At 71.0% G+C, this 12522-nt stretch carries 9 protein-coding genes; 7 read left to right on the forward strand and 2 right to left on the reverse strand.

The window, feature by feature from the left end:
* Positions 1–27 precede the first annotated feature (27 nt).
* The gene (locus tag OVA28_RS09515; protein ID WP_268096746.1) at positions 28–1482 is read right to left on the reverse strand and encodes a sensor histidine kinase; all 1455 of its coding nucleotides are present in this window, start codon (positions 1480–1482) and stop codon (positions 28–30) included.
* A gap of 83 nt (positions 1483–1565) precedes the next feature.
* On the opposite strand from OVA28_RS09515, the gene OVA28_RS09520 reads away from it, so the two are divergent.
* Together OVA28_RS09520 and OVA28_RS09525 are read left to right on the forward strand one after the other, a co-directional pair.
* Complete coding sequence (locus OVA28_RS09520; RefSeq protein ID WP_268096748.1) at positions 1566–2156, forward strand: hypothetical protein; 591 nt, start codon at positions 1566–1568, stop codon at positions 2154–2156.
* A 63-nt stretch (positions 2157–2219) separates the two neighbouring features.
* Positions 2220–3098: an AraC family transcriptional regulator gene (locus OVA28_RS09525; protein ID WP_268096749.1), complete on the forward strand. Its 879-nt coding sequence runs from the start codon at positions 2220–2222 to the stop codon at positions 3096–3098.
* A gap of 565 nt (positions 3099–3663) precedes the next feature.
* On the opposite strand, the gene OVA28_RS09530 is transcribed toward OVA28_RS09525, so the two are convergent.
* Positions 3664–4695 (reverse strand): LacI family DNA-binding transcriptional regulator, encoded by a 1032-nt coding sequence (locus OVA28_RS09530; RefSeq protein ID WP_268096751.1) that lies wholly within the window; start codon positions 4693–4695, stop codon positions 3664–3666.
* A gap of 138 nt (positions 4696–4833) precedes the next feature.
* Here OVA28_RS09530 and OVA28_RS09535 point away from each other — a divergent pair, with 138 nt between their 5' ends.
* The 5 genes from OVA28_RS09535 to OVA28_RS09555 are packed head-to-tail and all read left to right on the forward strand — an operon-like array spanning position 4834 to position 12418.
* Positions 4834–6126, forward strand: a complete 1293-nt coding sequence (locus OVA28_RS09535) for an ABC transporter substrate-binding protein (protein ID WP_268096752.1) — start codon at positions 4834–4836, stop codon at positions 6124–6126.
* A gap of 36 nt (positions 6127–6162) precedes the next feature.
* The gene (locus OVA28_RS09540) at positions 6163–7041 is read left to right on the forward strand and encodes a carbohydrate ABC transporter permease (RefSeq protein WP_194660700.1); all 879 of its coding nucleotides are present in this window, start codon (positions 6163–6165) and stop codon (positions 7039–7041) included.
* Positions 7038–7997, forward strand: coding sequence for a carbohydrate ABC transporter permease (locus OVA28_RS09545; RefSeq protein WP_268096753.1), 960 nt, complete (start codon positions 7038–7040; stop codon positions 7995–7997). Before OVA28_RS09540 ends, OVA28_RS09545 begins: the two co-directional genes overlap by 4 nt.
* A complete protein-coding gene (locus OVA28_RS09550; protein WP_268096754.1) occupies positions 7997–9370 on the forward strand; it encodes a glycoside hydrolase 5 family protein in 1374 nt (457 codons plus the stop codon). Before OVA28_RS09545 ends, OVA28_RS09550 begins: the two co-directional genes overlap by 1 nt.
* Positions 9371–9394: 24 nt before the next feature.
* The gene (locus tag OVA28_RS09555; RefSeq protein ID WP_268096755.1) at positions 9395–12418 is read left to right on the forward strand and encodes an alpha-mannosidase; all 3024 of its coding nucleotides are present in this window, start codon (positions 9395–9397) and stop codon (positions 12416–12418) included.
* Positions 12419–12522 lie beyond the last annotated feature (104 nt).

The raw sequence follows: 12522 nt of genomic DNA on the forward strand, positions 1-12522 counted from the left end.
GTCCTCATCGTGCGGAGGGCGCCGTCGTCATCGTGCTGCGGGCGTCGGGACCCCGTTCAGCGCGCCGAGCGGGATCCGGGCGGTGGCCTCGGTCGGTCCACCGGCGGGGCTCGACACCGTGAGCTCGCCGTCGAGGGACTGCATGCGGCCCATGAGGCCCTGGATGCCGTGCCCCTCGCGGGTCGTCGCGCCGCCGACGCCGTCGTCCGTCACGCTGACCATGAGGTACCAGACCCCGGAGGCGTCGACGGAGAGCCCGAGGTACACGCCGGCCGTCGACGCGCCGGCGTGCTTCGTCGTGTTCGTCAGGAGCTCGGACACCGTGAAGTACACGTTCCGCTGGATCTCGGTCGCGAGCTGCAGCCCGTCGGGCAGGCGGACGTCGAGGCCGACGGGGATCGGGGTCCTGGCGACCAGGGCCTCGAGGGCGGCGACGAGCCCACGGTCGAGCAGGATCGGCGGGGCGAAGCCGCGGGACAGTGCGCGGAGCTCGTCGAGGGCGTCCTTGGCGTGCTCCGACGCCTCGGCGATGAGCTGCTTCGACGCCGCGGGGTCCTTGTCGAACGCCCGCTCGGCGGCCGCGAGGTCCATCCGCAGCCGCACGAGCCGCTGCTGGGGGCCGTCGTGCAGGTCCCGCTCGATCTGGCGGAGCGCCTGTCCCTCGGCGGTGACGGCACCGGCCCGGGAGGCCTGCAGCCCGGCCACGCGCTGCTCGAGCACCTCGGCGCGGAAGCCGCCGAGCAGCCCGAAGTCGATCCAGTAGTGCGCGGCGACCGACCCGCGTGACCACAGCGGGAGGAGCACGACCGAGGCCACCACGCTCACGACGCACGCCGCGAAGCCGAGGCCCCACGCCCAGCCCTGGTCCAGGCTGTTCACCATCAGCCACTGGTTCACCTGCCAGCCGTAGCGCAGGGCCGTGAAGCCGGCGACGAACGGGCCGAAGAAGCCGACGACGAGCAGCGCACCGGCACCGACCGTGACGAGGGCCGCCAGCGGGTAGACGACCGCCGCGTGCAGCAGGTACAGCCAGTAGTGCGGGTTCGCGACGGCCGAGCCGGTCCGCGTCCACCAGTTCTGCTGCCAGCGCGGGGTCCAGTCGACCGGACGGATCGGCCTGGGGTCCGCCCACGAGATGCGGAGGCGCTCGAACTGTCCGAGCCACCGCGCGACGAACAGCGCGATGAAGAACATCAGCAGCACGAACGGGTTGAACAGGTCACGGAACCCGCCGCCGAGGACCGCCGCGGGGAACGCGAAGTAGAGCGTGCAGAGCAGCACCGCCGTCAGCGCCATGTACCCGAGGTCCCGGGGGAACCGCTGCCATGCCTCACGGTAGAACTGCCGCGCGTTCGTCCCCGGCGGGGTGTCGTCGCCGGCGCTCGTGCTGGGCAGGTCGGGCATGGGCGTGGTGGCTCCGGGGGGTACTGCGTCGTCCAACGGCACGGTGATGGCCAGGTCGAGACGGTCGGTGTCGGTCATGGATCCAGCATCGCGAGGTCGGACGCTCTGCCCCATCCTGCCCCCTCCCGGACTCCGGGTGGGGTTAGCCCTACCCTGGGCGCATGGGGTCGATGACGACGAACCGACAGGAACAGTGGACCGCGCTCGCCGGGGTGGTGGCAGCGCTCGCGGGGGTGCTCGGTCTCGTGGTGTTCGCCGGGTGGTACCTGGAGCCACCGGTGCGCATCGTGGGGGCCGTGGTCGGCGGCGTCGCAGCGGTCGTGGTGGCCCTCGCCGCACGACGCCGACGGGACCGCGCCACACTCGGCTTCGCCGTGTCCGTCATGTGCTTCGCGCTCTCCTGGCTCCCGCTCGGCAGGGCGTCCTTCGCGGTGGGCTCGATCCTCGCGCTCGCGGCCCAGGCCCTGGTCATCGCGTTCGGGGTGATGGTCCTGCGTCGGAGCACGGGTGCCGCGCGAGTGGCAGGTTGGGTCGTCGCCAGTGCCGGAGCGGTCTGGCTCGTCGGTGGCCTGGCCATCTGGCTCGGCACGCTGCCCGGCGTCTCGCAGGAGGCACTGACCGTGCTCTTCACGCTCCCTGCCGCCGGCCAGGCCGTCGCGTTCCTGACCGCCGCCCTGCTGTTCGTCGGACCCCTGGTCCGCCCCGTCGGTGACGGCGCCCGGTACCTCTGGTCCACAGCCGAGGTCCGCTGACCCACGATCCACAGATCACCGCGTGGCCGTCCACGGGTCCCGCGCGCCGGTGACGCTGGGTGGATGGCTGATGCGCTCCGCGCCCTGATCGGTGCCGTCGGTCTCGACGTCACCCACACCGCCGAACTGGAGGCTGACCCGGGCTCCGCCTGGACCCTGCGGTTCCCGACGGATCGCGTCCACCACGTCTGGGTCGCCACCCGGTCCCAGCCGGTCTGGGTGGGCCGCGGCGAGGAGCGCGAGCGCCTGGAGCGGGGCACGGCTGCTCTCCTCGCGCCCGGTGCAGCGGCCTGGGTCGGCACGGACCAGCACGCGCACCCGCCGCCGACCGTCACTGGCACGTGTCCGGACTGGGGCCTCGGCGTCGCGATGGTGCTGACGGGCGTGCACCACGGCACGGCCGCGTTCGGACCGCTCATGCCCGAGGCGCTCGCGCTCCCGGACTGCTGCACGACCGTGTGGCGCCCCGACGCCGGCGACGACCTCCGCCGCACGCTGGAGCACCTCGACGAGCAGGTGCATCGCCGATGGCCCGGCCCGTACCAGGACGCCCTGGCGCGGATGCTCGTCCTCACCGTGCTCAGCGCCTGGCGTCCACCGGTCCTGCAGGACAACAGCCTGACGTGCGCGATCGACGCGATCGCCGACCTCGAGGCCACCACACCCCCGACCGTCCCCGAACTCGCGGCCCTGACCCGGGTGTCGCCGTCGACGCTCCTGCGCCGCTTCCGCGCCACCACCGGCCTGACTCCCGACGAGTTCGCCCGCTGGTTCCGCACGCTGCCCGTCCGCGCAGCACTGTCCGCGGGCACGCCGCCTGACCGCGTCGCCGCCGACCACGGGTACCCGTCCGTCGCCGCGATGCACCGTGTCATTCGGCGAGTCGAGCGGACGACCCCTCGCCTCAACCGATCACTCCCCGACGTCCCGATCCCACCCTGATCGGTTCTGCCGCCGCACCCGACGCTGCCGACCCGGCCGCCGCGCCCACCGCCACTGGTCTGTCCCGCGCGCATCTCCGCCCCGCCCTGGACTTTCGTTTCCGCCGTGACGAATCCGGTTCGCGATCCCCGAGGATGGCCGACCAGATCCGTCACGATCGAAAAGCAAAACGGACCGGGTCCAGGGCCGTGACCGGGACAGGGAGAAAGGGGCGCCGCGGCGACGGTCGGACGTTCCGAGGGAGGGAACACGGCGGGCGAAGATCGCGATGGCCGAGGCTCACCGACCGGATCCGTCGCGGCCGAGAAATGAGATCGACGGGTACCACGCGACGGTCGGGCGGTCGGCACGCGGCGCGCGATGAGGACCAGGAGTCGACGCACGGGTGGCTGGGTCTGTGGTCGGGTCGTTGAGACGCTGGTATCCGCCACCCCCAGGTTTCCGGAGTCGGCCGTGACGAAACCGGTTCGCGAGCGCCGAGGATCGCCGACCAAATCCGTCACGACTGCAGAAGGAAACCGGTGGGCGGTGGGCGGTGGGCAGTGGGTGCTGGGCCGCGGAGGCGTCAGTGGGCGATGCGGCCCGTCGACTCGCGGACGCTCAGGGTGAGCAGCGGGCCGGGCAGCGACGGCAGCGGGTCGTCGGCGTCGATCTGCGCGCGCAGGAGAGTGGCGGCGCGCTGCCCGAGCTCGACGGTGTCGCGGGTGAGTGAGGTGATCGCGGGCCGCACCAACCGGATCATCGCGGAGTCGTCGAAGGACACGATCGAGACGTCGGCGGGCACCCGCACGCCCATCTCGCTCGCGACGCCGAGGCCCGCGACCGCGAGCACGTCGTTGTCGAACACGATCGCGGTCGGGCGGACGCTGCGGGAGAGCAGGTCCCGGGTGGCTGCGGCACCGTTCTCGGCGGAGTAGTCGGTCGGGATGGACTCGGCGGCGTCGAGCCCCTCGGCCGCGGCGAAGTCCCGCAGGCGGTCGATGCGCATCGCCGTGTGCTCGAACTCCGGGCGCCCGGCGACGTGCGCGACGCGCCGGTGCCCGAGGGCGTGCAGGTAGCGGAGCACCGTGGTGGTGGCGTCGGAGTCGTCTATCCAGACCGTGGGAGCGGACCCGGGAGGGGACGGGTGCGACCCCACGACGACGGTGGGCATGCCGAGCTCGTCGAGCAGCCGGAGCCGGGCGTCGTCGTGCCGCGGGTCGATGACGATCACGCCGTCGACGCGGTGGCCGTTCCACCAGTCGCGGTAGGTCTGCAGCTCCTCGTCGGCGTCGCGGGCGACGAGCAGGGTCATGCCGACGTGGGTGCCGGCGAGCCCGAGCTGGATGCCGGAGATCAGGTCACCGAAGAACGACTCGGTGCCGAGCGTGCGAGCCGGACGGTTCAGCACGAAGCCGATCGACCCGGCCTTCGCACCCCCGAGCGCACGTGCCGCGGTGTGCGGTTGCCAGTCGAGTTCACGGGCCACGGCGCGGACGCGCTCCCGGGTCGCTGCGGACACCCCGGGGCGGTCGTTGAGGGCGAACGAGACGGCGCTGATGGACACGCCGGCCTTCGCGGCGATGTCGGCGATGGTCGTCCGGCGCTTGCTGGCCATGGGCTTGACTATAGCGCTTTAGTCGTCGATAGTCGGCGACACCACACGTCGTCCGGCCGTCGGAACTGAACCGGTTCAGCACTTCAGAACCCACGGCGACGCGCACGACCATCCGCACGCACGAAGGAGTCCGCAGCGATGAGAACCACCACACGTACGACGACGGGTCGCGCCGTCGCGGTCCTCGCGGGGGTCGCAGCAGCGGCACTCGCCCTCACCGGCTGCTCGGCCGGTGGCACCTCCTCGGGCAACGGCGGCGACGACGTCTCCGGGTCGATCACCCTGCAGACGTGGGCCCTCACGCCGACCTACACGGACTACCTCAACGGCGTCGTGAAGGCCTTCGAGAAGAAGTACCCGGACGCGAAGGTCAAGCTCGTCGACCAGCCCGGTGACGGCTACGCGGACAAGGTCCTCAGCCAGGCCTCGTCGAACTCGCTGCCGGACGTGATCAACCTGCCGCCGGACATCGCCCTGCCCCTCGCCAAGCGCGGGTTCCTGCAGGACGTCGCGAAGGACGACAGCAAGCTCTCGAGCACCTACGTCAAGGGCGCGCTCGCGGCCTACAACTACAAGGGCGTCGAGGGCACCTTCGGGTACCCCTGGTACCTCAACACCGACATCGACTACTGGAACAAGACGATGTTCACCAAGTGCGGTCTCGACCCGGCCAACCCGCCGAAGACGACCGACGAGCTGTTCACGCAGGCCGAGACCATGCACCAGAAGTGCCCGGACGACTACCTGATGAGCCGCAAGCCCGGCCTGAGCGACTTCTCGCTCGCCGGCGTGAAGATCATCAACGACAAGGGCACGAAGTTCACCTTCGCGGACTCGTCGAAGGCCGCCGACCTGATCAGCAAGTACGCCGCGGCGTACAAGGACGGCCTCATGCCCTCCTCGGTCCTGAACACCGACTACCTCGGCAACTCGACCCTGTTCACGCAGGGCAAGGTCGCCTGGACCACCGGTGGGGCCACCGCCATCACCGACTTCGAGAAGAACAACCCGTCGCTCAAGGGCAACATCGTCGTCTCCCCGGCGCTGGACAACCCGCCGCTGTACGTGCAGGGCCTCAGCGTCTCAGCGAAGAGCAAGCACCTGGCCACGGCCGAGGCGCTCGCGTCCTTCATGACGAACGCGAAGAACCAGGAGGCCTTCGCGCACCTGGTGAACATCTTCCCGTCGACCACCTCGTCGCAGTCCGACCCGTTCTTCTCCAAGGACGACGGCACCGTCGAGGGCAAGGCCCGCGTGCTCGCCAACGACGCCCTGAAGACGGCGAAGAACCTCAACCCGGTCGAGGCCAACTCGGCCATGACCGACTTCCTCGACCAGCAGATCGCGCTGGCGATGAAGGGCGGCGTGAGCCCGGAGAAGGCGCTGCAGACGGCCCAGACCAAGATGAACACCCTGCTCGCCAACGGCTGATCCGGCCCCCGAAGAAGAGAGAGAGGGAGGATCGCCATGCGCGCCAACCGCTGGTTCACCCCGTGGCTGCTCGTCCTGCCGGCACTCGTCTGGCTCGTCGCGTTCAGCCTCTGGCCGTCGATCAACACCGTCCGGCTGTCGTTCACGAACGCCAGCCCGCTCGGTGGGATCAGCCGCTGGGTCGGTCTGCAGAACTTCCAGACCCTGCTCGCCGACCCGCAGGTGTGGGAGGCGCTGCTCAACAGCGTCATCTACATGGCGATCTGCCTGCCGCTCCTGACGGTCCTCCCACTCCTCATGGCCGTGCTCGTGCAGCAGAAGCTGCCCGGCATCGCCTTCTTCCGCACGGCCTACTACACGCCGGTCATCGCCAGCGCGGTGGTCGTCGGGCTCATCTGGAACTGGATCCTCGACGACCGCGGCGTCATCAACGAGATGGCGCAGTCGCTCGGCATCGTGCAGGGCAGCATCCCGTTCCTCACCGACCGGTGGCTGCTGCTGTTCAGCGCGATCAGCCTGACGGTCTGGAAGGGCCTCGGGTACTACATGATCATCTTCCTGGCGGCCCTCGGGAACGTCGGCAAGGAGCTGCACGAGGCCGCGGCACTCGACGGCGCCGGCTCGGCCCGCCGCTTCTGGTCGGTCACGATGCCCGGCGTCCGCGGCACCCTGACCCTCGTCGGCATCCTCGTGTGCGTGAGTGCACTCCGGGTGTTCAGCGAGCTCTACATCCTGACGAACGGGACGGGCGGCCCCGGCGGCCAGGACAACTCCCTCGTCATGCTCATCCAGCAGTACGCACGGGGGTTCACCGGCAACCTCGGGTACGCGTCCGCGCTGAGCCTCCTGCTCTTCGCCGTGACGCTCATCCCGATGCTCGCCCTCGCGCGGATGAACAGCAAGGCGGACCGATGACGAACACGACGACCGAACCGGTCCTCGGCGGCAACGCCGGCACCGCCGCACCGACGCCGGACGTGACCGGCGCGACGGGCGGAGGGGGAGCCTCCCGGCCGCCCCGCAAGCGACGCCGCGTGGTCTGGGGCGTCATGTCCACCCGCGAGAAGGCGATCCGCTACGTCCTGCTCATCGTGGTGCTGTTCATCACGATCGGGCCGTTCCTCTGGCAGCTCTCCACCTCGCTGAAGGGTCCGGGGGAGGACATCTACACGGCGAACCCGTCGTTCATCCCGAGCCAACCGACGATCGGCAACTACCTCCGGGTGGGCGACGCGATCCCGGTGTTCGGCTACATCGGCAACTCGCTCATCGTCGCCGCGATCGACGTCCTCGGGAACATCGTGTTCGCGACCCTCGCCGGGTTCGCGCTCGCCCGGCTGCAGTGGCGCTTCCGCAAGGCCATGCTGGGCCTGTTCCTCGCCACGCTCGTGCTCCCCGGCGAGGCGACGATCATCTCCCAGTTCGTCACCGTCAAGGACCTCGGCCTCGCCGACAACCTGGTCGGCGTCGCCCTGCCCGGCATGATCGCGGCGCTCAACGTCCTGCTCATGTTCAACGCGTTCCGGCAGATCCCCGATGAGATCGACCAGGCCGCGGTGATGGACGGCGCGAACGCCTGGCAGCGGCTGCGGTACATCTCGCTGCCCGCCGTCCAGGGCACGATCGCCGTCATCGCGATCTTCGCCTTCATCGGCGCGTGGGACGACTTCCTCTGGCCGCTCATCGTCCTGCAGTCCCCGGACAAGCTGACGCTGACCGTCGGGCTCGAGTACCTGCGCGGCACGTTCGGCACCGACCAACGCCTGATCGCGGCCGGCACCATGATCGCGTTCATCCCGATCGCCGTGATCTTCGCCGTCCTGCAGCGCTTCTTCTTCAAGGGCGTCGAAGAGGGCGGTGTGAAGGGCTGATGCGGTTCGGCGTCAACTACACACCGTCGGTCGGCTGGTTCCACTCCTGGCTCGACTTCTCGGCGGACGACACCGCCCGGGACCTCGAGGCGATCGCAGGACTCGGCGCCGACCACGTGCGGGTCTTCCCGCTCTGGCCGGTCGTCCAGCCGAACCGGACGCTCATCCGGCCGCAGGCGCTCGCCGACGTCGCCCGGGTCGTCGACATCGCGGCCTCGTTCGGCCTCGACGTCAACGTCGACGCCCTGCAGGGCCACCTGTCGAGCTTCGACTTCCTGCCGTCCTGGCTCGACTCGTGGCACCGGCGCAACCTGTTCACCGACCCGGACGTCGTCGCGTCCACGGCCGCGTACGTCGAGGCCCTCGCCGCCGCGGTCGCGGACCGGCCGAACCTGCTCGGCATCACCATCGGCAACGAGGTCAACCAGTTCGCCCAGGCCCCGCACCCGACCCCGCACGCCATCACGGCGGAGCAGGGGCACGCGTGGGCAGCGGCGATGGTCGCCGCGGCACGGTCCGGGTTGGCGTCCGTCGGCCAGGAGGCTCGGCGCAGCTCCGACGCGCCGGTCGCCCCCGGCAGCGGGTCTGCCCCAGGGCCGCTGGTCACCGTGGCCCAGTACGACGCCGCCTGGTACGACGACACCCAGCCCTTCGGGCCGGAGCACGCGGCCGAGCACGGTGACGCCACCGTCACACACTCGTGGGTGTTCAACGGCTCCGCGAAGGTGCACGGCGCCCTCGGAGCCGGGTCCGTGCGGCACGGGGAGTACCTGCTGCAGCTCGCCGCCGCCTGGAACCGTGAGGCCGCCCGGCCGAACTGGCTACAGGAGGTCGGCGCCCCGACCAACGTGGTCGACGTCGCCGACGCCCCGTCGTTCACCGAGCAGACCATCCGGCACGCCCTCGACGTGCAGCACCTGCTCGGCGTCACGTGGTGGTGCTCCCACGACGTGTCGCGGTCCCTCGCCGACTTCCCGGAGCTCGAGTACGACCTCGGCCTCCTGACGAACGACGGCCGGGTGAAGCCGACGGGGGAGCGATTCCGTGCCATGGCCACCGCGTTCGGCGACGGCGCGTACCGGGCTCCGGCCGGGCCGACCGTCGGGCTCGTCCTCGACGACGTCGCCCCGGACGGCGCACCCCTCGACGGTGTCCGCGCCGACTGCGCCCCCGGTGGACGCTTCGCCGCCGCCTGGCTCGCCGTCGCCGAGGAGCACGGCGTCGGCCCGCAGGTCGTCCTGCGCTCCCGCCTCGGCGACACGGACCTGCTGACCGCCCGCGGGGTCACGAGCACGATGGACGTGCCGACCGACCGCGACGCGGACACCGCACACACCCCGATCTCGGTCGCGCACCCCGCGACCATGCCCTGACCCTCCCCAGCCCCGGAAGGCACCATGCACGACGACATCCCCCTCACCATCGGCCGCGCACGACGGGTCCTCGACGAGCGCATCACCCCGGCGGTGCACGCCACCGCGACCCCGCTCGACACCGCCTGGCACGAGCTGCCCGGTGAGCCGGTCGCCCCGGCCGAGGGGCTCGCGCTGACGTTCGAGCCGTACGAGGTCGGCACGCCGTGGGGCGCCGCGTGGGGCACGACCTGGTTCCGGCTCTCCGGCACCGTCCCGGTCGCCTGGGCCGGCCGCCGCGTCGAGGCCGTCATCGACCTCGGGTTCGACAAGAACATGCCGGGCTTCCAGTGCGAGGGCCTGGTGTACCTCGCCGACGGCTCCCCGGTGAAGTCCATCAACCCGCGCAACCAGTGGGTGCTCATCGCCGAGGAAGCCGTCGGCGGGGAGACCGTCGAGTTCTTCGTCGAGGCGGCGTCGAACCCCGTGCTGCTCGACTACCACCCCTTCCTCGTGACGCAGGAGGGCGACATCCAGACCTCGTCGTCGAAGCGGCTCTACACGTCGCGGCGGATGGACCTCGCCGTGTTCGAGTCCGCCGTGCACGAGCTCGCGCTCGACATCGACGTGCTGCTCGAGCTGCAGGAGGAGCTGCCCCAGGGCCCGCGCCGCATGCGCATCCTGCAGGCCCTCGACGACGCGCTCGACGCCCTCGACCTGCAGCACATCGCCGAGACGGCCCCCGACGCCCGCGCCGCGCTCGCCGAGGTGCTCGCGGCCCCGGCCGAGGCCTCCGCACACCGGATCTCCGCCGTCGGCCACGCGCACATCGACTCCGCCTGGCTCTGGCCCGTGCGCGAGACGATCCGCAAGGTCGCGCGCACCACCTCGAGCATGACCGAGCTCATCGACCAGACCGACGACTTCCTCTACGGCATGTCCAGCGCGCAGCAGTACGCCTGGATCAAGGAGCACCGCCCCGAGGTCTACGCGAAGGTCAAGGCCGCCGTCGCCGCTGGTCGGTTCCTGCCGCTCGGCGGGATGTGGGTCGAGTCCGACACCGTGATGCCGACCGGCGAGAGCATCGTCCGGCAGTTCTCGCAGGGCCAGCGGTTCTTCGAGCGCGAGTTCGGCATCCGGCCGAAGGGCGTGTGGCTGCCCGACAGCTTCGGGTACTCGCCGGCGCTCCCGCAGCTGATGCGCCGTGCCGGGTTCGAGTGGTTCTTCACGCAGAAGATCTCCTGGAACCAGGTGAACAAGTTCCCGCACCACACGTTCCTCTGGGAGGGCATCGACGGGTCGCGGGTGTTCTCGCACTTCCCGTCGATGGACACCTACAACTCGCGGCTGTCCGGGTCCGAGGTCGCGAAGGCCTCGCGCCAGTTCCGCGAGAACCGTCTGGCGTCCGGCTCGATCGCCCCGGTCGGCTGGGGTGACGGCGGCGGCGGCACCACGCGCGAGATGACCGGCACGGCCGCACGCCTGGCGGACCTCGAGGGCAGCGCCCGCGTGACGTGGGAGCACCCGGACGCGTTCTTCGACCGGGCGAAGTCCGAGCTGGAGCACCCGCCCGTGTGGGTCGGCGAGCTCTACCTCGAGCTGCACCGGGCCACCCTGACCAGCCAGCACCAGACCAAGCAGGGCAACCGCCGCAGCGAGCACCTGCTCGTCGAGGCCGAGCTCTGGGCAGCGACCGCCGCCGCCCGCACCGACTTCCCGTACCCGTACGACGAGCTCGACGCGCTGTGGCAGCAGGTCCTGCTGCAGCAGTTCCACGACATCCTGCCGGGCACCTCGATCGCATGGGTGCACCGCGAGGCCGTCGAGCGGTACGCGGAGATCGCGGACCGCCTGGAGGCCCTCATCGCCTCCGCCCTGTCGGCCCTCGCTGGGGACGGGGACCGCACGATCGTCGTGAACCCGGCCCCGAGCCTCCAGGGCGGTGCCCTCGCGCAGAGCGCGGTCCTGACCTCCGACCTGGAGGCCACGACCCCGGTCACGCTGACCGAGGCCGACGGCGGGTTCGTGCTGACGAACGAGCTGGTGCGCGTCGTCGTCGACGCCCGCGGGCTCGTCACGAGCGCCGTGGACCTGGCCACCGGCCGCGAGGCGATCGCCACGGGTCAGGTCGCGAACCTGCTGCAGCTGCACCAGGACTTCCCGAACATGTGGGACGCGTGGGACGTCGACCGCTACTACCGCAACCGGGTCGAGGACCTGGTGTCGGTGACGTCGATCGACTCGTCCGTCGATGCCGCCGGTGTCGCCCGGGTCGTCGTGTCCCGGGCGTTCGGCGAGTCGACCGTGACGCAGGAGATCGTGCTCGAGCCCGGGTCGCGGACGCTCGAGTTCGACCAGACGACCGACTGGCACGAGACCGAGAAGTTCCTCAAGGTGGCGTTCCCGCTCGACGTCCGCGCCGAGCACACCATCGCGGAGACCCAGTTCGGCGCGCAGAAGCGGGTGACCCACACGAACACCTCGTGGGAGGCCGCCAAGTTCGAGACCTCGATGCACCGCTACGTGCTCGTCGAGGAGCCCGGCTTCGGCGTCGCCCTGGTGAACGACTCGATCCACGGGTTCGACGTCACGCGCGACGCGGTCGACGGACACGTGACGACGACGCTCCGGCTCTCCCTGCTCCGGGCACCGCGGTTCCCCGACCCCGAGACCGACCAGGGCGTGCAGACGCACCGGTACGGGCTGGTCGTGGGGACGGACGTCATCGGTGCGACCACGGCCGGCATCCTGATGAACACGAGCGCGCGGACGGTCACGGGCGGGTCGGGCTTCGGGCCGCTCGTACAGGCCTCCGGCGACGTGGTGGTGTCGAGCGTCAAGCTCGCCGACGACCGCTCGGGCGACCTGGTCGTGCGCGTGTACGAGCCGTCCGGACGCCGGGGCACCGGTGGCCTGGCGGTCGACGGGCCCTTCGGCGAGCCGGTCGAGGTGACCCTGATCGAGGAGCGCGACCCGGCGCTGCCGGGCGTCGCGGCGGTCACCGACGGGGTGGCCGCGTTCCCGGTCGACGCGTTCGAGGTCAGGACCTTCCGCTTCCCGCGGATCTGAGACACCCGTCGTCGGGACCTCGGGTGTCCCGACGGCGGGTCCGCGGCGTCCGCCGTGGGCACGCGACGGCATCCGTCGTCGCACAACCGCTCGACGAGGAGTGA

The sequence above is a fragment of the Curtobacterium sp. SL109 genome (assembly GCF_026672405.1).
GTDB lineage: Bacteria > Actinomycetota > Actinomycetes > Actinomycetales > Microbacteriaceae > Curtobacterium.